Below are 24,312 nucleotides of genomic sequence, written 5' to 3'. Positions count from 1 at the left end.
ACAGCGTCCCCATTCCTAGCGGCCTGCGCCAAACACCTGCATTCACTCCAACTGCAACCCTTGGATTGAGGGTCGAACACACGGAAGTTCCCCGATACACGTCCGTCAGCTCGCTATCGATCCAATCATCGCAACTCCTTCGAAGGGCGACCCAGGCCTGATCGCCATGAACTTGAACTTCTTGCGCAAGTACAGGGCTCCCTCAATCACCCTGGAGCTTTCACTCGCCACAAAGAGGTGGTCGGGCCGATGGCACCAGCTGAAGGCGGGCTTTGGTTATGCCGTCAGAACCCGGAGGCTCGGGGACTTGGCTTCGGTGGTGGTGTCGTAGGCGAGGCCGAGGGGGAGGCCCCGCGGAGGCGGTAGGCCGATCACCCCTATTGACCCAGAAAGACACTCTCAATATCGTACGCGGAGAGTGCTAGAGAAGCTGCCTCCGTAGTTGATCCCCCGACCAGCACTAATTCGCCGACCCCACGCACGCATCAGCAGTGACGCTACGACGAGAAGGTCGACCAGTATGGCGTCAATTCGAAGACATTGCTCGGGGGCATGCCGCCGATCTAAGCCCGCGACAGCCGCAACTCAGTTCATTGCCCCCCTTCAACGGAAACGCCCTCCCAAGATCACCCCGATGATGCCCCGTTCGCGCAGAGCGGTATCCTGCGCCTCTCCAAGACCGATTGAGCCAGGCCCGAAAGGGCTGCGCGCGCCATCACGAGATCTTGAGAAGTCGTCACGAGAACTTAGTGAGCGGCCCCGTCACCGTCAATCGCGATACTGTACAAGAGTGGCGACGGCTGGATTCAACAATCGCTTCCAGACCATCGTAGCCCATCAAGCCAATACACCATCCAGATGCACACCCCCACACCATCCTCTGGTGATTGTGACTTCTCATCTCTAATTCGCGGGCGAGGAAGGTCGGATAATCGAGGCAAGGACAGCCCCATCTTGGATCTCGCGCGTCGGATCCTCGAATCAGAAGTCGCGTCTGCTTCAGAGTCTCGACCGGGAGAGCCGCCGCTTGACCGGCTCCGGCGCGACGCGCGTCGGGTCCTAGCAACCGTTCACGAGTCGCTGAATGTGGAAGCGGTGTCAATCTTCGCCTATTTCGCGGCAGATCAATCACTTCACTGCCTGGCAAGCGTAGGGGGACCCGAAGTTAGGCCAGCAACTGGCGAGATTGAGAAATACGGCCTCGGAGAGCCCTTCACCGGCCAGGCCTTTAGCAATGGAAGGGCCATATACCTGAACGGGGATGAAATTAGCAATTACCCCAATGCCTCGCCCGACAGAATCCGCTATTGGAGCAACCGGCTAGCCTCAAAGAAGATCGCATCCCTCGCACTCATCCCATTTCGAGGCGGCCAAGAAGGCGAAGGAGTCATCCGCGCCTTTAACAGGACGACGTCGAGCGGCGAATTAAATCTACTCGGATTCTCGAAAGAGTCGGACCAGATCATCCTCGAACACGCTGCGAGCCTCATTGGACTAGTAATGCAAGGGGCCTGGGCTCGCCGTCAGTCTGGCGAAATGCAGATCCTTATCGCGGAACTGCAGCGCCCACCATGGAACCGACTCAGCAACCAAGTAGCTAGAGGCGCCGCGAAGATTGCGAACTGCCCGGCCGTCGCAATCTATGAAGCAGTCAATGCCAAGTCGAAATCGGCAATGACGCTTATTGCCCAAGTCGGATTTTCAGCAGTACTTGACGAGATCAGCACCCTAGACAAGTCAAGTCTCTCCTCGGAGGTCGCCTTCACAAGGGAAGTTCTATCCATCGACGACATCTCCCGACACCCCCAAGCAAAGAATCAACGAGTGATGAAGCAGCTTCGCCTCAAGTCGGGGCTGCTCGTCCCGTGGCGCTCATCCAATAGGTGTGGTTCACTCGCGGTGTTTTCTGTTCGGCAACGTCGATTTCAGGAGCGAACAGTAGATCTGCTACTGGCCTTATCATCAGCCTTAGGCGGAACTCTCGACCTGGACGAAGCCGTGCTCCAGAGGGACAAACTTCGGGAAGTTATAGCCCGAATCTCGCATACCCTCAAAGGGCCACTCGCTGGGATTCGAACGGAGCTCCAACACATTCGTCGAGATCTTGAGATCGGTCACAGCGAAACTGCTGCGCTGGCTTCGCTCAATAGGGCGAGAATAGAGACCGAACGAGCTTCTGCGCGGGTTGACCACCAGCTCAGGCTGTATCGAGGTCAACTCGACGAATCGGAGGTGAATCTGCAGCCTACGAGACCATCAGATCTGATCTTTCTTGTCACGGAACGATGGCAAGTTCGAGCTGCTCGAAGAGGGCAGCGTTTTGCGGTCTACGACTCGATAAGGTCAGCCCCAAACATCCTCGCCGACGACCTACTCGCGGAGATCGCCCTCGATGACCTGATAGACAACGCCATCAAATACGCCTGGCGAAACACAGTCATCGAGATTGGCTGCCGCGTACTGGAACCCTACTTAGACATTCAGGTAACGGACCGAGGGCTTGGGATCTCCTCGGGAGAAATAGCCTCACTCACTGGGCCCGGCATCCGCGGATCAACCAGAGATATCGAGAGAGAGATCGAAGGGAGTGGCTTTGGGCTCGCAAACGTTAAGACAATTATGGACTTGCATGGCGGCCACCTCACATTCTCAAGCGAGTCGTTTCTCGATGACATGAACCGTCGCCAGCGGAACGAAGGACACATCGTCTCTGCAACACTTCGCTTTCAACTCGCCAGACCCCGATCGCAACGCTAGCCCAAAGCTCGACAGCGCCTCGACGATCGCCAAGACATCCAAGAATGGAGGAACGGTAATGACCCTACTCTCTCTCCCTGAGCCTCGCGTGCTCGCAGTTGATGACGAGTTCGAGCAACTAGAGCCGGATTTGGAGCTGGTGCGACACACGCACCCCTCCGTCCACACCTGCACCGTAGCAACACGCGAAGAGGCCTTAGAGACTTTGCGATCTTGGGACGCGGAGAGGCGTCCAATTCAGGCAGTCGTCGTCATGGACCTGATGCTCGAAGACGATAATGCCGAGACAGGAGTCTCGCTCATTCGGGAGATCGATCAGTGGAGAAGAACAAAGGACTCCGGCAGTAGGCTCGCGATCGAACTCCTCGCCTACTCGTCCGCATCGGACGACTACCTAGCCGAAGCTCGGCGCAATGGGGCCGTGAAGGCGTTCGCAAAGGTCACCGAAGCAGACGACCTATGGAATCAGATCCCTTTTTTCCTCGGAGTAGAGGGACGAGTAGTAGAAGAGGTCGTCGCGTCGGTCATTCAGATCGATTTCAAGAGGTCTTGGAAGGAGCACACAGGAATGGCTGAGATCGCGCTCACAAGGAGAGATGAGGGTTGGGCAGCTTCAGCATTCCTCGAGCTTGAGTTAATCCCAACTTCTTGTCGTCAACCGGGGGCAAGCTTCATTATTCAGACCGAGGAGAGAATCACCCAAGACGGTGGTGGAGTAACAATTCACTCGAGGACCTCAGATTCCGTGGACTGGTCAACTTCTGGCCTCGACAGTTTGTTTTCCTTAATGAGACGCACTATCGACAAGCTGGAATAACCCCGAAGCGATCTACATCTCGAACATCCCAGCTCAATTATTCAATCAGAATGAGAGGAGGATCATGCAGCTGTACTTGATGTCAGTTGGCCATGCGCTTTCTGCAGTCGTTGAGCTCTCGGAGAGGCTCTTCATCCTATATGACTGCGGCCTTCAGGGCCATGCAAGCAGCTCGAATCCAGCACTTGAGTTCCTAAGCGAGCGCATCGACGGCGACTGCGAGATCTACGCGTTTGTCTCCCATCTAGACCTCGATCACATCAATGGCTTCGAGGACCTCCGCAGCGACAAATTCAAGAAGGTCCGGCGTGCGATTAGAGGCTTCTTCTGCAACAAGCTGCTGGAGACAACAGTGATTCGCGCAGCCCTCGCGACGGAAGCTGGGCTCAGGCGATCGATAGTGGGAAGCCCACTCGCGCGAACCTACAGATCGCTTTGGGCGCTCACTCAACTTCTCGCACTTGAGAATCAGATTCTTGCTGAGCAAGGCGCGCCATTTGAGCCGGCCCTACTCGGGAAGACACTAGATAGTGGAAAGCTGTCCGCGCGTTTTGTGGCATCGTGTAAAAGAGAGGGTGTTGACCCAAAGATCTGGGGGCCTACAGAATCTCGACTCGCAACCGCTACCGACCTGACATTTGTTGATGCAACGACATCGACGCCCTCTGACGTCCTAGGTGCGATCGCTCGAGGCCTGCCAGCCTCAAACGATACCAGTATCGTATTGCAGCTCATAGGCCGATCGGATGAGAGAATTCTACTTCTAGGCGATGCAACCGGCGAAGAACTAGAAGAGGCATTAGACTCAGGGCTAGTCCAGGCGGACCTTCAATCCGACGTGATCGTGGCGTCACACCACGGCGCGAGTTTGTCCAGAGGGATCGAATCGGAAGATACTCGAATCCTACAAGGGCTTGCTAGAAGTGGATCAATTGATGGCGGCGGTTTGGTTCTAGTATCAAATGGGAGCAGGGGGGTATCAACTTCGCGAACTAGATGCCATCCACACCCAAGCGTGGTCAGCGCGTGCCGCAGTCTCAACCTCTCAATAAGATGCACTGCTGTGCCGAAGCAAATCGAAAGTCCCACAAAAACTCAGATCGACAAAGTTGACTCCGACCTGCTTCGCTACCTGGGTAGCAGAGTTCAATCGGTGTCGATGAGCGGGGATGACTCAGCCCAAGGTTCTGAATGCAACGGGTCCATTCGTTGCGGACTCTCAAGTTCCGGCGTAAAGATCACCACTGTCGGGACTGGCCACGGACAGCATGGTTGCTGTCAAACATGATCTGCTCACACGCTCAGGAGCGGATCTCGCCCGACCAGCCCAGGCGCTCGCGCAGGCGGCGGTAGGGATCGAGGCCGGGCAGGCTGAGCAGCGGGTAGGGCACCGGGTGGCGAGCCAACAACAGCTCGTCACCCACGCCCAGGGTGGCGAAGCGCTGGCCGTCGACGACAATGTCCGCCTCGGCACCGTCGTCGACGAGCCGCACGCGCAGACCGTGGTCGGGGTGCAACACGATCGGACGGGTGGAGAGGCCCTGGGAACAGATCGGGACCACCACGATGCCGAGCATGGAGGGCGCCAGGATCGGTCCCCCCGCCGACAGGGCGTAGGCCGTGGACCCGCTGGGGCTGGCCACGATCAGGCCGTCGGCGCGGTAGTCGGTGACCCAATCGACGCCCACGTCGAGGCCCAGGTGCAGCATCGACTCCTCGGGGCGCCGCGAGACGACCAGGTCGTTGAGGGCCACCGCTTGGGACTCCCCCGCTGCGCTGCGGTGGCGCAAGAGCAGGCGCATCCGCGGCTCCAGCACGCCCTCGCCGTCGAGCACGCCCTGGAGGGTCTCCTCCCAACGCGTGACCGGCGTCGAAGCCAGGAAGCCGACCCGGCCGAAGTTGATGCCGAGGGTCGGCACCGGGTGATCGCGGAAGGCGCGCACGGCCGTCAGCATCGCGCCGTCACCGCCCAGCACCACCACCAGGTCGGGCACGTCGATCGCGGCCCCGCACTCCAGATCGTGCTCGCGTTCGCGGGCGAAGGACAACAGGTCGCCGTGGGAGTCGACCCGCGTCACGCGCTCCTCGAGCCACGGCAAGAGTCGTGCGGCCAACTGGGTGGCGGCGACCTTGTCCGAATGGGTCAGGACCAGGACCCGCTCGACCCGAGTCTCCAGGCGCAGGGACGGGCGGGCATCCACCTTGGTCGGGTCCATGGTCCGGTCCGTCAGACGCGGGAGCGCTCGAGGAACTGCACCACCGTGCGCTCGACGCCGTCGGCGTCGATACCGCAGCGGGCGAGCTGCTCCTCGCGGCGGGTGCAGTGGTCCTGGAAGCGATCCGGGATGCCCAGCACGCGGATCTGGGCCCTGGCCCCGCGCATGCGACTGGCCGATTCGAGCACGGCCGAGCCGAAGCCGCCCGCGCGCTGGTGTTCCTCGAGGGTGATCAGCAAGCGGTGGGAGCGCAGGTCCTTGGCCAGGCGCTCCTCGTCGAGAGGCTTCGCGAAGCGCGCATCCACGACACCGACCAGGATCCCGCGCTCGCGCAGGCGTTCGGCAGCCAGGATCGCCTCAGGCACCAGGGCCCCGTAGGCCCAGATCACGACATCCTCGCCCTCCAGCAGGACCTCGGCGAGGCCCGGGACCATCGCCGCGCGCTCGCTCTCGTGCACGCGCTCGCGACCGGGGCAGCTCCCACGCGGATAGCGAATGCCCGTCGGCCCATCCAGGCGCAGGCCCAGCTCGAGCATTCGACGCGCGTCCGTCGCGTCCCGCGGAGCGCAGAGCGTGAAGTTCGGCAGGGTGCGCAGGTAGGCGATGTCGAACACGCCGTTGTGGGTCGGCCCGTCCTGCCCCACCAGGCCCGCGCGGTCCATGGCGAAGACCACCGGCAGGTTCTGCAGGGCGACCTCCTGGAAGACCTGGTCGTAGGCCCGTTGCAGGAAGGTCGAGTAGATCGCGACGACCGGACGCAGGCCGGCCTTGGCCATGCCGGCCGCCATCGCCACGCCGTGCTGTTCGGTGATGCCCACGTCGTGGAAGCGCGCGGGGAAGCGCTCGGCGAATTGCACCAGACCGGTGCCCGAGGGCATGCCGGCGACGATCGCGTGGACCCGCGGGTCGCGCTCGACCTCCGCCGCCAGGGCGCTGGCGAAGGCCTCGGTGTGGCTGATGCCTGCCTCCACCGTGGTGCCCTCCAGGCAGCCGCCCGAGGGTTGCACCTTGATCGACTCGGGCGTGGCTCTGGGCGCGGTGATCGACTTGGGCGGCTTTGCCGCGTGGACGCGTTCGGGGTGGGTCGGCGCGTCCGGGTGGCCCTTGCCCTTCTGGGTCAGGGTATGGAGCAGCACGACACCGTCCAACTCGCGCGCCGCCTCGAGCCGGGAAACCAACTGGTCCACGTCGTGTCCATCGAGGGGGCCGACGTAGGTCACGCCCAACTCCTCGAACACGTGCCCGGCAACGATCGAATGGCGCAGGACCTCGCGCACCTGGTCGAGGGTTCGCTCGACGCGATCGCCGATCAGCGGGATCGAGGCGATCAGGTTGTGGATCTCCTGCTGGGCGCGCTGCAGGGTGCGGTTCGAGCGGATGCGCGACAGGTAGCGACCGAGGCTGCCGACCGAACGGCTGATCGACCACTCGTTGTCGTTGAGCACCACGATCAACTTCTCGCCGGCGCTGCCCGCGTCGTTCAGGGCCTCGAACGCCACGCCGGCGCCGAGACTCGAGTCCCCGATCACGGCCACCACCGAGGGCGGGTCCGGCTCGTGGGCCGTGGCGCGCGCCAGGCCGGTGGCCAGGCTGATCGAGGTCCCGGCGTGTCCCAGGTGGAACAGGTCCTGCTCGGACTCCTCGGGGTTGGTGAAGCCGCACATGCCCCCCGTCTGCCGCAGGGTGGGGAACAAATGCCGACGTCCCGTGAGCACCTTGTGCGGATAGGCCTGGTGGCTCGTGTCGTAGACCACCCGGTCGCGCCGGAAGTCGAAGACGCGGTGCAGGGCGACGGTCAGCTCGACCACGCCCAGGTTGCTGCCCAGGTGCCCGCCGGTGGACAACACCGCTTCGAGCAGGAAGCGGCGCAACTCGTCGCAGACCTCGGGGAGTCGCTCGCGCTCGAGCTCGCGTAGAGCGTCGGGCGAGGACTCGATCAGGTCCAGGAGCGGGTAGCCGACGGCGGCGCCGTCGTCGTCGAGCGCGGGTGAATCCGCGGGTACGGGATTCGATCCCGGACTGGGAGGGGGAGCGGACATCGTTGGCCACCGAGGGGGGAGACGGACGGCAGCACGCCTAGGATCGACCCCTCCCGGCCTGAATGCAAGCCGGTGGCCGCCTCCGGGCCGGATCAGGTCCGGCGCTCGAGCATTCGGTCGATCAGGGCCACGGCTCGATGGCCCTGAACCCAGCCCAAACGCGCCGCTGCGGCGCGAGCCCGCTCCGCCTGGAGCTGGGCCTCGGCGCGGGCACCATCGAGGCCCAACTCGGCCACCAGGGTGTCGCGCTCCAGGGCCGCGTCCTTGCCCGGCGTCTTGCCCAGGGTGGCGGCGTCGCCGGTGACGTCCAAGAGATCGTCGACGGCCTGGAAGCAAAGGCCCAGGGCCCTGCCGAAATCAGCCGCCGCCGCCCGAGCGTCGGCGTCCGCGCCGGCGGCCGTGGCACCCAGCTCCGACGCTGCTCCCATCAGGGCCGCGGTCTTGAGACGGTGCACCTCGCGAATCCCCTCGTGCCCCGGGGCCCGCAGGTCCGAGCGCAGGTCCAGGACCTGCCCCCCCACCATGCCGCCCGACCCGGCGGCCCGGGCCAGGACCAGTGCCAGCTCACCGGCCCGCGCGCCGCAACCCCCGAGCACCTCGAAGGCCAGGGTCAAGAGCGCGTCGCCGGTCAGCACGGCCACATCCTCGCCATAGGCCACGTGGCAGGTGGGCCGGCCGCGGCGCAGGTCGTCGTCGTCCATGCAGGGCAGGTCGTCGTGGACCAGGCTGTAGGTGTGGACCAGCTCGATCGCCAGGGCCCCCGGCAGGGCCAGCTCGCTGGTCCCGCCGAGCTCCTCGCAGACCATCCGCACCAGGGCCGGTCGCAGGCGCTTGCCGCCGGCGAGCAGCACGTACTCCATGGCCTCGCGTAGCAGACCAGGCCATTCGGGACGCCGCTCGGCGCAGACCAACTCCGCCAGCCCCTGCTCGATCCAGGCCTGCGCGGCCTCGATCCATGCGTCGCCCGCCTGCGATGCGAGGGTGCGCTCGGCCCGGGTCGAACTGTCTTCGTCCGCTGCCACGCCGCTCACTCGCCGCCCGCCAGGTCCGGATCGCCCTCGAAGGGGCGCAGGGCTCGATCCGCGTCGGCGGTCAACTCCTCGACCCGCGCGCGTTGGGCAGCCAGGGTCGCGTGGCAGCTCTTGAGCAGCTCGATTCCGCTGGTGTAGCGCTCGATGGCAGGCTCGAGCCCCAGGTCGCCGGCCTCCAGCTCGCTGACGATCGACTCGAGGCGCTCGAGGCGCTCGTCGAATCCGAGCTCCTCCGCGGCCCCGTCGCTGTTCGAGGTGTTCTTCGCCATGGGCCCGGGAGTCTACGACTTCGCCGTGTCCGCGGCATGCCCCCTGGACGCTGGCGCCGACGGAGTCCGCCGGGCGATACTCGCGCCCTTGGCCCCTCCGCCCGATCGCCTCCCCCAGCCGCAGTACGCCGCCGTCGACCTGGGCTCGAACAGCTTCCACATGCTGATCGCCCGGGTGGTGGACGACGAGCTCTTGATCGTCGACCGCCTGCGGGAGCCCGTGCGCTTGGCCGCTGGGTTCGATGAGAACAACCGCCTGCGGCGCTCGGCGCGGGAACGGGCGCTCGAGTGCCTGGATCGCTTCGGGCACCGGCTGGCGGACGTCCCGCGCTCGAACGTGCGGGTGGTGGGCACGAACACCCTGCGCAAGGCGCGCAACACGCGCAGCTTCCTGCGCCACGCGGAGGAGGCCCTGCGCCATCCGATCGAGATCATCTCCGGCCAGGAGGAGGCGCGACTCGTGTACCTGGGCGTCGCCCACGACCTGTCGGACGACGGCGGCCGTCGCCTCGTGGTCGACATCGGCGGCGGCAGCACCGAGTGCGTGATCGGACGGCGCTTCGAGCCGCTCTTGCGCGACAGCCTCCACATGGGCTGCGTCTCGTTCAGCCAGCGCTACTTCGACAACGGTGAACTCACCCGCGAGCGCTTCCGCGCCGCGGAGCTGGCGGCGGGGCTCGAGCTCCAGGGCCTGCAGGAGAGCTATCGTGCCCTCGGCTGGGAGGACGCCGCCGGTTCGTCGGGCACGATCAACTCGATCGGTCGGATCATCGACGAGGCCGGCTGGGAAGGCGGCGGGATCACCTACGCCAACCTCAAGAATCTGCGCCGCGAGATGATCGCCGCGGGACACATCGACCAGCTGGTGCTCCCGGGTCTGACACCCGATCGCACGCCCGTTCTGGCCGGGGGGCTCGCGATCCTCAAGGCGATCTTCTCCTCGCTGCGGATCGAACGGATGCAGCTCTCGTCCTTCGCCCTGCGCGAGGGCTTGCTGTACGACTTGATCGGTCGCATTCGCCACGAGGACGTGCGCGACCGGACGATCCAGCGCATGCAGGAGCGCTACCAGGTCGACCGCAACCAGGCCTCGCGAATCGAGCGCACGGCGATCCGCGCGCTGCGACAGGTGGCCGCCATCTGGGAGCTGGACGAGGAGCAGGCCGGCCGCTTCCTCTCCTGGGCTGCCCAGCTCCACGAGATCGGCCTGGCCCTGAACCACTCGGGCTACCACAAGCACGGCGCCTACCTGGTGGCCAACAGCGACCTGCCCGGCTTCAGTCGCGACGACCAGGAACTCCTGGCCGTGATGGTGCGCGCCCACCGGCGCAAGCTGACCAAGCAGATGTTCGCCGCCCTGGGTCCGGGCACCGCACGCAAGGCCCTGCAGCTCACCACGCTCCTGCGGCTGTCCGTGCTACTGCACCGCAGCCGCCGCGTCGAAGCCCTACCCCCGCTCGTGCTTCGAGCGGCTCGCTCCGCGCTTGCCCTCGACCTTCCGCCCGGCTGGCTTGACGCGCAGCCGCTCGCCCGCGCGGACCTCGCGGTCGAGGCGTCCCAGCTTGCGGCGGTCGGGTTCGACCTGCGGGTCGGAGAAATCGGCCAAGAGGGTCAATAGTTCCCGCTGCGACGCTCGGTCCCGCGCCCGCGCCGGGTGGACTCGAGCGTAGCTGCCGTCGGCCTGCATCAACCAGGACTGCAGGTTGTCCTTGAGTGGTAGGTCCAGCCCTTCGCGCAGGACACGCTTCTTCAACTTCGGATCCTCGACGGGGAAGCAGCACTCGACGCGCCTGAAGAAGTTGCGCGACATGAAGTCCGCGCTCGAGCACAGCACGCGGTCCTCGCCCCCGGCGTGGAAGTGGAAGACGCGGTGGTGCTCGAGGAAGCGCCCGATGATCGAGCGCACCCGGATGTTCTCGCTGACCCCGGGAATGCCCGGGCGCAGGCAGCAAGCCCCGCGCACGATCAGGTCGATGCTCACCCCAGCCTGGGAGGCGCGGTACAGGGCGATCGCGATCTCGGGCTCGGTCAAGGAGTTCATCTTGGCCCGAATCGCCGCCGGTCGACCCGCCCGCGCCGCCTCGGCCTCCGCGTCGACCATCTCGACCAGCGTCTTGTGGAGCGTGAACGGCGCCTGCAAGAGCTTCTTGAGTCGACGCACCTTGCCCATGCCGGTCATCTGCAGGAAGAGCTGGTGCACGTCCTCGCACAGCACCGGATCGCTGGTCAACAGGCCGAAATCCGTGTACGTCCGCGCGGTGCCCGGGTGGTAGTTGCCCGTGCCCAGGTGCGCGTAGCGTCGCAGGCGCCGCCCCTCGCGCCGCACCACCAGCAGCATCTTGGCGTGGGTCTTGTAGCCCACGATGCCGTACACCACGTTGACCCCCGCCGCCTGCAGCCGATGGGCCAGGTCGATGTTGGCGCGCTCGTCGAAGCGTGCGCGCAGCTCGACCACCGCGGTGACCTCCTTGCCGGCCTCGGCGGAGTCGATCAGCGCCTCCACCACCGAGGAGTGCTCGCCGGTGCGGTACAGGGTCTGCTTGATCGCCAGCACGTTCGGATCGGCCGCCGCCTGGCGCACCAGGTCGACCACGGGCTGGAAGGACTGGTAGGGATGGTGCACCAGCAGGTCACGCTCGCCCAGGGCCGCGAACATGTCGGCGCCCTGCTCGAGTCCCTCGGGCCAACCGGGCACGAAGCTGCGAAAGCGCAGGTCCGGGCGCTCCACCAGGTCGATCAAGCCGGCCAGGCGGTGCAGGTTGACCGGGCCGTTGACCTGGTACAGGTCCTGCTCCCCCAGGCTGAACTGGTCGAGCAGGAACTCGGTCATCTCGACCGGGCAGTTGTCGGCCACCTCGAGCCGCACGGCGTCACCGTAGTTGCGGCGGGGCAACTCCCCCTCGAGGGCGTGCAGCAGGTCGTCGACCTCCTCCTCCTCGACCCACAAGTCACTGTTGCGCGTGACTCGGAACTGGTAGCAGCCGCGCACTTCCATGCCGGGGAAGAGCTCGTCCACGTGGGCGTGGATCACCGACGAGAGCAGCACGAAGGAGTTGGGCTCGGTCGCGACCTCCTCCGGGAGCGGGATCACCCGCGGCAGGGAGCGAGGCACGTTCAGGGCCGCCAACCCGTCGTTGCGCCCGAAGGCGTCCTTGCCCTGCAGGGAGATCAGGAAGGTCAGGCTCTTGTTGACGATGCGCGGGAAGGGATGGGCCGGGTCGATCGCCATGGGCGTCAGGACCGGCTGCACGTCGCGCCGGAAGTGCTTGCGCACCCAGGCAGCCTGGTCCTCGTTCCACTGGTCCCGGGCCACGACTTGGATGCCCTCCGCCGCCAGGGCGGGCAGGATCATCTCGTTGAGGGTCCGATACTGCTCGTCGACCAGCTCGTGGGCCTTGGTCGAGATGGCCTGCAGGACCTCACGCGGTGAGTTCCCGTCGGGTCCGGGAGGCCGCGTGACGCCCGCCACCACCTGCTGGCGCAGACCCGCTGCACGGATCTCGAAGAACTCGTCGAGGTTCGTGGTGCAGATCGCGAGGTAGCGCAGCCGCTCCAAGAGCGGGTTGTGCTCATCCTGAGCCTGGGCCAGGACCCGCTGGTTGAACTCCAGCAGGGACAGGTCCCGGTTGAGGAACAGCTCCGGCTGGCGTAGGTCGATCGGAGGCTGGTGCTCGGGTTGCTTCACGGCGCGGGTCGAATCTGCTCGGACACTCTCATCGGCCGAAGGTGCCCGGTCGCTGGACTTCGCAGCCTCGGCCCCCCATCGCCGCCGGGCAAGTTAATATGCCCGGCCCCCGATGCCCCGGACCATCCCGCTGCGACCCGCCCTCGATGACCTGCGTGGGCACCTGCCCGCGGCACTGGAGGGCCTGGATCCCGAGGGAGTCCATCAGTTGCGCGTGGCCGCGCGACGCATCGCCGTCTGGCTCGAGCTGGCCGAGCGGCGGACCTTGGCCGGGGATCTGCATTGGCTACGCAAGGTCGCTGGCGAAGTGCGGGATCTCGACGTGCTGATGATGCAGCCCCTCCCCGAGCGCCTGGGCAGCGAACTCGCGGCCCGGCGCGACGGCGCACGACGGGAGCTCGTGGACGAGCTCGAGAGCACTCGACTCACCGGCCTGCTGGCCGCGCTCGAGAATTTGTCGGCCCTCTCCGCGCGGAGCGCAGCCGACGGCGTGGCCCGACTGGTCGATGTCGTCCGCCGGCGGGGCGAGCAGGTCGACCGCGAGCGCAAGAGTTCCCGAGCCCAACGCCGACGGCTGCATGCCCTGCGACGGGCGCTGCGACGGCTGCGCTACGCCCGCGAATGGCTGGGAGAGAACGACCCTGCCCTGAAGCGGCTGCAGACCGCCCTGGGAGAGCTCAACGATCTGGAGCAGCTGCGGCGCCGCCTAGGCCTGCTCGACGACCGCCAGCAACTGGACGACTTCGCCCGCGAGTTGGCGGCCCGCATCGACGACGCCCACGTGGACGCACTGGCCGCATGGCACGAATGCCGCGGCGAGCTGGTGGGCAAGACCGCTGGACGGAGCCGCTGAAGGGCGCCACGATCCGACCATGCACCTGCACCTGGTTCGACATGCGATCGCAGCCGAGCGCGCCGGCGCGGAGCGAGACGCGGCCCGCCCGCTCACCGCGGAGGGCAAGCGACGCTTCCGCAAGTGCGCCCGAGGCCTGGGTCGGATCGGCCCGCGCTACGACGCGATAGTGCACAGTCCCCTGCTGCGCGCCGTAGAGAGCGCGGAGTTGATGGCCGGGCTCTGTGACGACATCCGCGTCGATGACCTCCTCGCGCGGCCGCCGGGTCGGCCCCTGTTCACCCTCTTGTCCGAGCTCCAGCAGCAGGGTGCCGAGCGACTGGCGTTGGTCGGGCATCAGCCCTGGCTGGGGGAACTCGCCGCGTGGTTGACCATTGGCTCGACCGAGGCCGCCAGTTCCCTGCCGCTCAAGAAGGGTGGCGTGATCTGGCTCGAGGGCAACCCCGTGCCCGGCGGCATGGTCCTACGCGCGTCGATCCCGCCGGCGCTATTGCGCTCGATGCGGTAGCCGAAGTGTGGGCCGGCGCTGGCCGCGGACACCGGCGGCCGAAGCGAGCTAGTGTCCTGGATCCGAAATTCGGCGTCACTTCCCGGAGGTCCGATCGATGCTGGCTAGGCGCGCCGACGACGCGTATCCGCTGCGATACTCGGAGGAGGCGCTGGCGACGCCAGCGGCGATCGGAGCCCGGGAAGTGACGCCGAATTTCGGATCCAGGACACTAGAGTCGCGGCTCGAGCACGTCCCGCGTCGGCAGGCTGGGGAAGGACCCCTGCACTTCCGCCGACAGGGCCGAGGCCGCGCAGGCGAAGCGCAGGGCCTGGTCCCAGCGCTGTTCCTCGGCCAGGGCCACTGCCAGGGCGCCGCAGAAGGCGTCGGAGGCCGCGGTGGAGTCGAGCCGCTCGGCGGGGAAGCCCGCTTGCTCGAAGGTGCGCTCGCCGTCGAAGAACATCGCGCCGCGCTTGCCCCGGGTCAGCACCACCTTGGACGGTCCCAGGGCCGCGATGCGGCGCATCAGCCCGGAGTCCGAACACTCGTCCTTCTCGACCCGTGCCAGCCGAGCGCCCTCGCGCCGGTTGGCCACGATCACGTCGATCTTGGCCAGGAACTCGCGCGACAACTCGCGCGCGGGCGCAGCGTTCAGCACCACCAGGGCGCCCGACGCCCGCGCCAACTCGACCGCGGCCGACAGGGCGTCTTCGCCGATCTCGAGCTGACACAGGAAGACCTTGGCGTGGGCGAAGGCCTCCCGCGCGGCCTCGATCACCGCCACGTCCACCATGCGGTTGGCACCCGGACCGATCACCGTCGCGCTCTCGCCCGAGGCGTGCCGAGCGCGCAGGGCCACGCCAGTCACGGCAGCGCTGGAGGAGACGACCCCCGAGAGGTTCACGCCCTCGGCCAAGAGCGCCGAGCGCAAATCCGCTCCCCAACCGTCGTCGCCGACCGCACCGACCAGACTGACGCTGGCCCCGAGGCGCGCCGCGGCCACCGCTTGGGTCGCTCCCTTTCCGCCGGGATGGACCTCGAGGCCCTTGCCGATCTCGGTCTCGCCGACGGACGGAAGGTGTTCGACCTCGATGGTGAGGTCCATGTGCAGCGCACCGAGCACGCAGATCGCTTCACTCATCGGGGGCGTGTCGCGTTGCGCTGCGGGTCGAAGGCGCGGTGCGACGGGGGTCGGAGACCGGCGTCGGAGGGGGAACGGGAGGACAGGGGACGGTCTCTGCGGTGTCGCTCGGAGTCGCACTCCGGTCGAGCGAGCGGGGCAGGATACCCAGGTCAGACCGATCCCGGACGCGCGCGGCTCCAGACGAGGCGCCCCGCGAGATAAAGCGACCCGACCAGGAGGGTTAGGGCACCCGCCGGAACCGAGGCAGAGGGCGCGATCAAGGCCGACACCGTTGCCGCGAGCAGAGCTGCCGATCCCCCCCACAGTCCCCGCGCGAGCGGGCCGGCGGCCGCGCCTGGGACCAGGGCCAGGGCGCCGACCAGCGGCAAGGGACCCACCGACGCCGCCACGAGACCCATTCCCAAGGGCGCCCATCGGCGAGCGCCGCCTGGCAGACAGGTGACTGCCCAGCCCAAGAGGGCCAGGGCCGTGTCGGTCACCGATGGCGCCCAGTACCCGCCGAGCAGAAAGCGCCCGCGCGAGGCCTGGGCCTCAGGCGCCCCTGCGGCGACGAACCCCAGCCAGCCCCACAGGGCAGCGGCCAGCAGCAACGCCGAGCACAGGGCCAGGGCGGGCCGAGTGCGGGTCCATCGAAGCGAGAGGGCCGCAGCCGCCATCGCCGCGAGGGCCGCGGTCACTGATCGCAAGACGCTAGCGGTCGGTGGCCAGACCTCGCCGCGCTCGAGCACCAGCGCCGCCGCCGCACTGGCCGCGAGGCTCGCGGCCACGATCGAGAGGCTCGGCCAGCGCCGCCGGGCGTCGGTCGAGCCGCCCTCTGCCATCCCGACCACCGCGCCCGCCGCCACCAGGCAGAGCACCGTGCGCCAGGTCGCGGCGGCCAGGCTGGCCGCGCCGCTCGCCGGGGCATCGCCGAGGGCCGCCGACCACAACAGTCGAGCCGCTCCGTCGATGGGCAGCAGCGCGTTCAAACAACCGAAGCCGGTGACCACCAGGGCCAGGGCCGCGATCCACACCGACGATCGCCCGCCCCTCAGCGAACGAGTTCGGCCCATCCGAAGTGCACCGGGACCTCGATGTTCGGGTGGATGCTCTCAAACACCGGACAGGTCTCGGCGGCGCGCTCCAACACGTCGCGGGCCTCATCGGCGAGGTTCGGCAGGGCGAACCGCACCTCCAGCTTCGAGATCCGCCTACGGGGATCCGCGACCATGTGCTTGGTCACCTTGACCGTCGCGCCGTCCAGGTCCCAGCCCTCGTCCCGGGCCCGGATGCCCATGATCGTGAGCATGCACGAGCCAAGAGCCGTGGCCACCAGATCGGTCGGCGAGTAGGACTCGCCGCGCCCCTGGTTGTCGACAGGAGCATCGGTGACCAGTTCGGCCGAAGAAGGAGCGTGGACCGCGCCGCAACGCAGCTCGCCGCGATAGGTGACGTGGATCTCGACCATGGCCGCAGAGCTTACGGAGCCGCGCTGGCTTTCGGGCTAACCTGTCGCCCATGAGCGACCTCTCCCAACGACGTGCCCTGGTGACCGGGGCTTCGGCCGGAATCGGCGAGGCCACGGCCCGCGCCCTGGCCGCCGCCGGCGCCCGCGTCACCCTCGCCGCCCGCCGCTTCGAGCGCGTCCAGGCCATCGCGGCCGAACTCGATGGCGCCGAGGCCCTGGCCCTCGACGTAACCGACAGCGCCGCGGTGACCGCCGCCCTCGCGGGCCGCGAGTTCGACCTGGTGGTGGCCAACGCGGGCCTGGCCCGCGGGGTCGAGCCCCTGCAGGAGGGCGACCCCGCGGAGTGGTCCGAGGTCATCGACACCAACGTCAAGGGTGTGCTCAACACGGTTCGCGCCACCCTACAGCCGATGCTCGACGCCGGCCGCGGCGACGTGATCCTGCTCGGCAGCGTGGCCGGGCGCCAGGTCTACCCGGGCGGCGCGGTCTACTGCGCCAGCAAGCACGCGGTGCGCGCCATCTACGAGGGCCTGCGCCAGGACGCCGGCGGGCGCGGCGTGCGCTTCAGCACGGTCGATCCGGGGATGGTCAAGACCGACTTCAGCCGCGTGCGCTTTCGCGGTGACGAGCAGCGCGCCGCCGCGGTCTACGACGGCGTGGATGCGCTGACACCGGAGGACGTCGCCGAGTCGATCGTCTGGATCGCGACTCGTCCCCAACGCGTCAACGTGGGCGAACTCGTGCTCTGGGCCTCGGCCCAGTCGAGCACCACCAAGCTCACGCGCCGCTGAACGGGGCCCGCGCGCGTCCGGGTAGGCGGTCTTGTGCCTGGCACCGTACGAACGCCTACCCGGAGCCACTCTGCCCGGGGAGCCCTCCTCGCCCGCTCAGTAGCTCTCGTCGTCGGTCGGGAACTCGCCCGACTTGACGTCGGCGACGTAGCTCTCGAAGGCGCGCTGCATCTCATCCCCCAGGGACGCGTAGCGCCGCACGAAGCGCGGGTGGAACTTGCTGTAGAGCCCGAGCATGTCGTGGCTGACCAGGATCTGCCCGTCGCAGTGGGGTCCGGCCCCGATGCCGATGACCGGGATCTCGAGCTCGTCGGCCAGGCGCTTGCCGAGCGCCGCCGGCACCTTCTCCACCACCACGGCGCTGGCCCCGGCGTCCTGCAGCGCGCGCGCACCGGCCAGGACCTCATCGGCCTCGGCAGGGTTCGTCGCGCGCACCTTGTAGGTGCCGAACTTGTGGATCGACTGTGGTGTGAGCCCCACGTGCCCCATGACCGGAATCCCGGCGTCGACGATGCGCGCCACGGTCGGCGCGACCTTCTCGCCGCCCTCGACCTTGACCGCCTCGACCCCGGACTCCTGCACCATGCGGCCGGCGTTCCGCAGGGCCTCGTCGGAGTTCACCTGGAAGCTCATGAAGGGCAGGTCGCCCACCACCAGGGCCCGCGCCACCGCGCCCGAGACGATCGACGCGTGGTAGAGCATGTGCTCCATGGTCACGGTGACCGTGGAATCACGACCCTGGACCACGGTGGCCACCGAATCGCCGACCAAGATCACATCGATGCCGGCCAGGTCGAGGACCTGCGCCATCTGGTGGTCGTAGGCGGTCAGGGCGCTGATCTTGATGCCCTTGGCCTTCATGCGGCGCAGGGCTTCGGTCGTCACCTTGCGCCGCCGGGGCGGGGGGGGAGTCGCACTCATGGGGCGGTCGATTCGGGTCCGATGGGTCCGAAGAGGGCGCAGAGCGTACGACGCGGGCCGGACCGACGGGTTAGCTTTCGGGAGCCGGAGCGCCGTCCCGGGAAGGCCTCCGCGTAGGATCCCCGGCTCCCCGCGTCCCCCCTCAGCCCAGCCGTGCCCGCCGTCAGCGCCCCCATCGACCTCGACTGGTCCCCGATCCTCGCCGACCTCGGCCTGCCGGCTGACGCCCTCGAGGGCTCCAGGGCCGCCGCCGCGGACACCGCCAGCCTGGCCCTGTCGAGTCGCAGCGGGGCGAGCGGAATCCTGGCCGAGGCCAAATCCAGCCTGGGAGCAGCGGGCGCCGTACTGCTGGTCCTCGAGGGCCAGCCCGACGATGCTGAGCTCGCGCGCTGGCGCAACGACCTGTGGCCGCTGCTGCATGTGGTCGCCATCTACGAGCTGGGCGATCCGCTGGTTCGACGCAGCCTGCAAGGGCGCACCAAGCTGGGCGCCTGCCCTGGCAGCGGCACCGTGATGGCCATGCGGCGGGTCAGTCACGTGATGTCGCCCGAGGCCACGCGCGAGAAGTTCGACCAGAACGCCAGCGGTTGGAACGGCGAGCCGGGCGGCCCCGGCTACCCGCACTTCCGCTGGATGCGAAAGCTCGTGGGCAAGTTCGCCCCCGCCGCCGACGGCCAGCGCATCATCGACTTCGGCTGCGGCGCCGGCTGGGTCGGGATCGAGGCCGCCGCAGGTCACAAGAACATCGCCCTGGCCGCCTTCGACCCCTCCCCGGAGATGGTCAAGATCGCCGCCGCCAACGCCGCCAAGGAAGGCGTGACCGACTTTACCGGCCGCGTCGGCTTCGGCGAGGCCCCGCCCTTCCCGGCCGAGGGCGAAGAGCCCTTCGACCTGGTGATCAGCTCGGGCGTGGTCAGCTTCTCGCCCGACTTCGAGGCCTGGATGCGCGGCCTCGTGCGCTGTTGCAAGCCCGGCGGCACGCTGGTGGTCGGCGACATCAACCCCGACTCACGCGGCTTCCACCGCCGCCGCGGCGCCAAGCCGATCCTGCCGATTCGCGAGTTGAACGGTCGCCGGCCGTCCGAGCTGCGCACCTGGCTCGAGGCCCGCGGTTTCGTCCACAAGCAGACCGTCGGCTACCAGGCCACCTGGCCCATGCCGCAGATCATGCAGGTCAACGAGACCAAGCTCGGCGGACTGCTGTCGCACCCCCTGGTTTGGGCCAATGCCGGCCTGACGGCCATTGACCGCATGTCCGGCAACGGGCTCGCGAGCCAGTTCGACTCCTGGGTGATGGAGTTCGACGTGCCGACGGGTTGGGACCCGTCCACGCTGGGCTGATCCGCCCCGCTGCGGTACGGATTGGCGCGCGAGAACGAGCGAGGGCCGCGCACGACCGGTTGTCGTGCGCGGCCCTCGCCCGTTCCGGGGTGACGATCACCCGCGGATCGGGCGTCTGGTGTCCTGGATCAGGAATTCGGCGTCACTGCCCGGAAGTCCGATCGATGCTGGCTAGGCGCGCCGACGACGCGTATCCGCTGCGATACTCGGAGGAGGCGCTGGCGACGCCAGCGGCGATCGGAGCCCGGGAAGTGACGCCGAGTTTCTGATCCAGGACGCTAGTTCGAGCTTTCGGCCGAGGGGACGTCGAGACGAACCTTGCCGCGCTCGCTGGGCGTGCGCGAATCGGTACGGCCTCCGCTCAAGCGGTTCGGCACCTCGTCTGCCGCCAGGTCGTCCTCGACGTCGCCGCCCACGTGGGAGCCCTTGGCGTAGTCGAGCAGGCGACCGAGCATCGGGCGCAGCTCGGAACGCGAGACGAGGCCGTCGAGCATGCCCTTCTTGATCAGGAATTCCGCGCGCTGGAAGCCGGGGGGCAGCTCCTGCTTGAGCGTGGCCGCGATCACGCGCGGGCCGGCGAAGCCGATCAGGGCGCCGGGCTCGGCCAGGACCAGGTCGCAGACGCTGGCGAAGGAGGCCGTGACGCCGCCGGTGGTCGGGTGGGTCATGACGCAGATCGACATGCCGCCTGCGTCGGAGAGGCTCTGCAGGGCCGAGCAGGTCTTCGCCATCTGCATCAGGGACAGGGCGCCCTCGTGCATGCGTGCGCCGCCGGAGCTGGTGAAGATCACCAGGGGCCGGCCCTCGACGCGGGCCAGGTCACTGGCCAGGGCCAGCTTTTCGCCCACGACCTCGCCCATGGACCCGCCCATGAAGGAGAAGTCGAGCACGGCCAGGATGACCGAGCGACCCTCGATGCTGCCGCGCCCACAGATCAGGGCCTCGTTCTGGCCAAGCCGCTCGGCGGTCTTGGCCAGCTTCTCGGAGTAGGGGATCTTGTCCGTGAACGACAGGCGGTCGAGGCCGGTGATGTCGGCGAAGACCTCTTCCCAGGAGCCCGGATCCAAGAGCGACTGGACGCGCTGCCGCCCAGGCAGGGTGAAGTGGAAGCTGCAGGAGGGGCACACCCGCCCGGCGGCTTCGAGCTCCTTGCGGTAGATCAGGGAGCTACAGTTCTCGCACTTCAGCCACAGCCCGCCCGGCATGTCCTTCTTCTTCGAGAAACGCAGGCGGGAGAGGCGGCCGGGCTTGCGCTCGGACGGGTCCTCGGTTTGCTCCGCGACTTCCTTGGGATCGGGTTCTTTGCTCATGGCAGCTCGACTGGTCTCGGGTTCAGGCTCGGACTCGGGAGGCTGTGACGGGTCGCTCTGTCCGCGATGGTCTCGCCGGCACCAGCGTCCCCCTGGTGACTTCGGCTCAGATCGCGGCCGTCTGGCGTCCTTCTGCGGCCAATCGTCGCATCTCCTTCATGGTCGCCGCGACGTCCTCGGACCCAAAAATAGCCGATCCAGCGACGAAGGCGTCGGTTCCGGCCGCCGCGCAGTCCGCGATCGTGGCCGGCGCCACCCCCCCATCCATCTCGATCAGGCCCTCGAAACCCATTTCCCGCAGTCGCCGGACCTTGGTCAGGACCTCGGGAATGAACTTCTGACCGCCGAAGCCCGGGAAGACGCTCATTACCAGGATCAGATCCAGGCTGTCCAGGAAGGGCTCCAGGGGCTCCACCGGCGTATCCGGATTGACCGAGATGCCCACCGCGGGGACGCCCGTGGCGCGGATCGCCTCGATCGCCGCTCCGGTGCCCGCCGCGCCCGTCACCTCCCAGTGGAAAGTCAGCACGTGGGCCCCGGCGTCGACGAAGGCCTCGGCGTAGCGCACGGGCTCCGAGATCATCAGGTGCACGTCGAGGGGGATCCGAGCCGCCGCGTGGATGGCCTTCACGATCGGCGGGCCGATGGTCAGGTTGGGCACGAAGTGCCCGTCCATCACGTCCACGTGGAGCCAGTCCGCGCCCCCGGCCTCGACCCGCGCGACCTCCTCGCCGATGCGGGCGAAGTCACAGGACAGCAGCGAGGGGGCGATCAGGATCGGGCGATCGGAGTCGGTCATTGGATCTGCGTACCGATGCGTGCGGCGGGTCGGAGAGGCCCTCGAGGTTAGTCGATCAACGTTGCAGGGCCGCGATCCCGGGCAGCACCTTGCCCTCGAGCAGTTCCAGGGATGCGCCACCACCGGTGGAGATGTGGCCCATGCGCTCGGCCAGGCCAAACTTCTCCACGGCCGCGACGGAGTCACCGCCGCCCACGACCGAGTAGGCGGGCGAGTCCGCCACGGCCTCTGCCACCGTGCGCGTGCCCGCCTCGAAGGACGGCCACTCGAAGACCCCCATGGGGCCGTTCCAGACGATGGTCTTGGCGTCGGCCAGGGCGGCGGCGTAGGCGGCGCAGGCCTTCGGGCCGATGTCGAGCCCCATCCAACCGTCGGGGATGTCGCCCTCGACCGTGCGGTGCTCGGTGCCCTCGGCGAAGTCGCGCCCGATCACGTGGTCCACTGGCAGCAGGAGCTGCACGCCGCGCTCCTTGGCCATCGCCATCGCCCGGCGCACCATGTCGAACTGGTCGGGCTGCACCAGCGAGGAACCGATCGACCCGCCGCGCGCCGCCAGGAAGGTGTAGGCCATGCCGCCGCCGATCAGGAGCCGATCGACGACGTCCAGCAGGCGCTCGATGACCGTCAGCTTGTCGGAGACCTTGGCCCCGCCCAGCACGGCTGCCAAGGGACGCGCCGGATCCTCGAGCACCCTCGCGAAGGCCGCGATCTCGCGCTCGAGCAGCAGCCCGCCCGCCGCCGGCAGGATGCGCGCGACGCCGCACACGCTCGAATGATCGCGATGGGAGGTGCCGAAGGCGTCGTTCACGAAGCAGTCGCCAAGACGCGCCAGGTCCGCGGCCAACTGCTCGTCCCCCTTGGTCTCGCCGGGCTCGAAGCGGATGTTCTCGAGCAACACGACCGCGTCCGCGGGCGCGCCCGCCACGGCTGCTTCGACCTCCGGCCCGCGGCAGGCGTCGAGCTTGATCACCTGACGCCCGGGCAGCAGTTGCGCCAGGCGATCGGCGATCGGGTCGAGCCGCAGCTCGTCGACAACTTGTCCCTTGGGGCGACCGAGGTGGCTCATCAAGACGGGTCGCCCGCCGCGCTCGAGCAGCGCCTGGATCGTCGGTAGGGCCGCGCGAATACGCGTGTCATCGGTGATGCGTTGGTCACCGTCGAGGGGCACGTTGAAGTCCACGCGCACCAGCACGCGCTTGCCGCTGACGTCGAGCGTGTCGAGACCGGGGATCGAGAGTTTCACGTTGGGTTGGCGGAAGGGAGAGATCGGATCCCCGGACCCAAGGGCGGCCCGGGCGGAGATTGGTCCGGAACGGGAAGGAGGCACGACCGGGAGGTCGTCCCGAGCGTGCCCCCTGCACCAGTCACTTCAGCGGCTCAATAGCCGAGGGAGTGGGCGAAGGCGATCAGGTCGCAGACCCGGTTCGAGTAGCCCCACTCGTTGTCGTACCAGCTCACGACCTTGACCATGCGCCCGGCCATGACCATGGTCGAGGCCACGTCGAAGATCGAGCTGTGCGGGTTGCCGATGATGTCGCTGGAGACGATCGGGTCGGTGCAGTACTCGATCACGCCCATGGACGACTCGCTCTTGGAGGCGGCCAGGACGGCGGCGTTGACCTCGTCGATGGTCACGTCGCGCGAGAGGGTCGCGACCAGGTCGACCACCGAGCCATCCTTGACCGGAACGCGCATGGACATGCCGTCTAGCTTGCCGGCCAGGGCGGGCAGCACCTTGCCCACCGCGCGGGCCGCGCCGGTGGTGGTCGGGATGATGTTCTCGGCCGCCGCCCGCGCCCGGCGCAGGTCCTTGTGCGGCAAGTCGAGGATGCGCTGGTCGTTGGTGTAGGCGTGGACGGTCGTCATCAGACCGTGCTCGATACCGAACGCTTCGTGCAGCACGCGCGCGATCGGACCCAAGCAGTTGGTCGTGCACGAGGCGTTGGAGATGATGCGGTGCTCCTTCTCCAGCGTCTCGTGGTTGACGCCCAGCACGATCATGTTGTCGATCGCGTCCTTGGGCGGAACAGTGAGCACCACCTTCTTCGCGCCCGCGTCGATGTGCTTCTGGCAGTCGGCGCGGCTGGAGAAGACACCGGTGGCCTCGACCACGATGTCGACCTTGTTGTCAGCGTGCTTCAGCGCGGCCGGGTCGCGCTCGGCGCTGACCGCGATGCGCTTGCCGTCGACCTCGATGTAGCCGTCGCCGGAGGAGACCGTTCCGTCGAAACGACCCATGATCGAGTCGTACTTGAGTAGGTAGGCCAGGGTCGCCGGATCGGTCAGGTCGTTGATCGACACGACTTCGAGGTCGTCGCGACCGGCGGCGATGCGGAACACGGTGCGACCGATGCGGCCGAAGCCGTTGATGGCGATGCGGATCGACATGAATTTCCTTGCCGGGG

Annotated in this window: 20 protein-coding genes and 1 pseudogene; 8 read left to right on the top strand and 13 right to left on the bottom strand. The window is 67.5% G+C overall.

The annotated features are described in order from the left end of the window. Positions 1–1,095 precede the first annotated feature (1,095 nt). From Pla133_RS11350 to Pla133_RS11340, 3 genes are all read left to right on the top strand, one after another. A complete protein-coding gene (locus Pla133_RS11350; RefSeq protein WP_419192385.1) occupies positions 1,096–2,757 on the top strand; it encodes a sensor histidine kinase in 1,662 nt (553 codons plus the stop codon). 88 nt (positions 2,758–2,845) lie between these two features. Further along, positions 2,846–3,574 (top strand): hypothetical protein, encoded by a 729-nt coding sequence (locus Pla133_RS11345; RefSeq protein ID WP_145065247.1) that lies wholly within the window; start codon positions 2,846–2,848, stop codon positions 3,572–3,574. Between the two features lie 64 nt (positions 3,575–3,638). Continuing rightward, a complete protein-coding gene (locus Pla133_RS11340; protein WP_145065245.1) occupies positions 3,639–4,862 on the top strand; it encodes a ComEC/Rec2 family competence protein in 1,224 nt (407 codons plus the stop codon). Between the two features lie 13 nt (positions 4,863–4,875). On the opposite strand, the gene Pla133_RS11335 is transcribed toward Pla133_RS11340, so the two are convergent. From Pla133_RS11335 to xseB, 4 genes are all read right to left on the bottom strand, one after another. Then, positions 4,876–5,790, bottom strand: a complete 915-nt coding sequence (locus Pla133_RS11335) for an NAD(+)/NADH kinase (RefSeq protein WP_145065243.1) — start codon at positions 5,788–5,790, stop codon at positions 4,876–4,878. Positions 5,791–5,801: 11 nt separating this feature from the next. Further along, a complete protein-coding gene (gene dxs, locus Pla133_RS11330; protein WP_145065241.1) occupies positions 5,802–7,829 on the bottom strand; it encodes a 1-deoxy-D-xylulose-5-phosphate synthase in 2,028 nt (675 codons plus the stop codon). Between the two features lie 92 nt (positions 7,830–7,921). Then, the gene (locus Pla133_RS11325; protein ID WP_419192383.1) at positions 7,922–8,851 is read right to left on the bottom strand and encodes a polyprenyl synthetase family protein; all 930 of its coding nucleotides are present in this window, start codon (positions 8,849–8,851) and stop codon (positions 7,922–7,924) included. A gap of 5 nt (positions 8,852–8,856) precedes the next feature. Further along, positions 8,857–9,129 carry an exodeoxyribonuclease VII small subunit gene (xseB, locus tag Pla133_RS11320; protein ID WP_145065239.1) on the bottom strand — a complete coding sequence of 91 codons (273 nt, stop codon included), beginning with the start codon at positions 9,127–9,129 and terminating at the stop codon, positions 8,857–8,859. A gap of 88 nt (positions 9,130–9,217) precedes the next feature. Between xseB and ppx the strand changes: the two genes are divergently transcribed. Then, complete coding sequence (gene ppx, locus Pla133_RS11315) at positions 9,218–10,747, top strand: exopolyphosphatase (RefSeq protein WP_419192382.1); 1,530 nt, start codon at positions 9,218–9,220, stop codon at positions 10,745–10,747. Here the strand turns inward: ppx and ppk1 are convergent. Continuing rightward, positions 10,739–12,814 (bottom strand): annotated as a pseudogene (gene ppk1 / locus Pla133_RS11310) (polyphosphate kinase 1); the annotation flags it as partial. The gene ppx and the pseudogene ppk1 overlap by 9 nt on opposite strands. 112 nt (positions 12,815–12,926) lie before the next feature. Here ppk1 and Pla133_RS11305 point away from each other — a divergent pair. After that, positions 12,927–13,667, top strand: a complete 741-nt coding sequence (locus Pla133_RS11305; protein WP_145065235.1) for a CHAD domain-containing protein — start codon at positions 12,927–12,929, stop codon at positions 13,665–13,667. A 19-nt stretch (positions 13,668–13,686) separates the two neighbouring features. Next, a complete protein-coding gene (locus Pla133_RS11300) occupies positions 13,687–14,175 on the top strand; it encodes a SixA phosphatase family protein (RefSeq protein WP_145065233.1) in 489 nt (162 codons plus the stop codon). A gap of 211 nt (positions 14,176–14,386) precedes the next feature. Here Pla133_RS11300 and Pla133_RS11295 read toward each other — a convergent pair whose 3' ends face one another. From Pla133_RS11295 to Pla133_RS11290, 3 genes are all read right to left on the bottom strand, one after another. Further along, a complete protein-coding gene (locus Pla133_RS11295) occupies positions 14,387–15,295 on the bottom strand; it encodes a ribokinase (RefSeq protein WP_419192381.1) in 909 nt (302 codons plus the stop codon). Positions 15,296–15,447: 152 nt separating this feature from the next. Then, positions 15,448–16,311, bottom strand: a complete 864-nt coding sequence (locus Pla133_RS26195) for a hypothetical protein (RefSeq protein ID WP_419192380.1) — start codon at positions 16,309–16,311, stop codon at positions 15,448–15,450. Positions 16,312–16,328: 17 nt separating this feature from the next. Beyond that, positions 16,329–16,745, bottom strand: coding sequence for an OsmC family protein (locus Pla133_RS11290; protein ID WP_145065228.1), 417 nt, complete (start codon positions 16,743–16,745; stop codon positions 16,329–16,331). A gap of 50 nt (positions 16,746–16,795) precedes the next feature. Between Pla133_RS11290 and Pla133_RS11285 the strand changes: the two genes are divergently transcribed. Then, on the top strand, positions 16,796–17,536 hold the full coding sequence (locus Pla133_RS11285) for an SDR family NAD(P)-dependent oxidoreductase (protein ID WP_145065226.1): 741 nt from the start codon (positions 16,796–16,798) through the stop codon (positions 17,534–17,536). Between the two features lie 96 nt (positions 17,537–17,632). Here the strand turns inward: Pla133_RS11285 and panB are convergent, their stop codons facing one another. Beyond that, on the bottom strand, positions 17,633–18,457 hold the full coding sequence (gene panB, locus Pla133_RS11280; RefSeq protein WP_145065224.1) for a 3-methyl-2-oxobutanoate hydroxymethyltransferase: 825 nt from the start codon (positions 18,455–18,457) through the stop codon (positions 17,633–17,635). A gap of 153 nt (positions 18,458–18,610) precedes the next feature. Between panB and Pla133_RS11275 the strand changes: the two genes are divergently transcribed. Beyond that, positions 18,611–19,798: a class I SAM-dependent methyltransferase gene (locus Pla133_RS11275; RefSeq protein WP_145065222.1), complete on the top strand. Its 1,188-nt coding sequence runs from the start codon at positions 18,611–18,613 to the stop codon at positions 19,796–19,798. 278 nt (positions 19,799–20,076) lie between these two features. Here the strand turns inward: Pla133_RS11275 and accD are convergent, their stop codons facing one another. The 4 genes from accD to gap all read right to left on the bottom strand — a co-directional run bounded on the left by accD (position 20,077) and on the right by gap (position 24,295). Continuing rightward, positions 20,077–21,108: an acetyl-CoA carboxylase, carboxyltransferase subunit beta gene (accD, locus tag Pla133_RS11270; protein WP_145065220.1), complete on the bottom strand. Its 1,032-nt coding sequence runs from the start codon at positions 21,106–21,108 to the stop codon at positions 20,077–20,079. A gap of 106 nt (positions 21,109–21,214) precedes the next feature. Then, positions 21,215–21,907, bottom strand: a complete 693-nt coding sequence (rpe, locus tag Pla133_RS11265) for a ribulose-phosphate 3-epimerase (RefSeq protein WP_145065218.1) — start codon at positions 21,905–21,907, stop codon at positions 21,215–21,217. Between the two features lie 55 nt (positions 21,908–21,962). Beyond that, the gene (locus Pla133_RS11260; protein ID WP_419192379.1) at positions 21,963–23,150 is read right to left on the bottom strand and encodes a phosphoglycerate kinase; all 1,188 of its coding nucleotides are present in this window, start codon (positions 23,148–23,150) and stop codon (positions 21,963–21,965) included. A 134-nt stretch (positions 23,151–23,284) separates the two neighbouring features. Then, positions 23,285–24,295: a type I glyceraldehyde-3-phosphate dehydrogenase gene (gene gap / locus Pla133_RS11255; RefSeq protein ID WP_145065216.1), complete on the bottom strand. Its 1,011-nt coding sequence runs from the start codon at positions 24,293–24,295 to the stop codon at positions 23,285–23,287. Positions 24,296–24,312: the final 17 nt, after the last annotated feature.

It is taken from the genome of Engelhardtia mirabilis (assembly GCF_007748095.1).
In the GTDB taxonomy this organism is placed as follows: domain Bacteria; phylum Planctomycetota; class UBA1135; order UBA1135.
The sequence above is the reverse complement of the archived record's forward strand: the minus strand, read 5'-3'. Positions and strand labels throughout refer to the sequence as shown.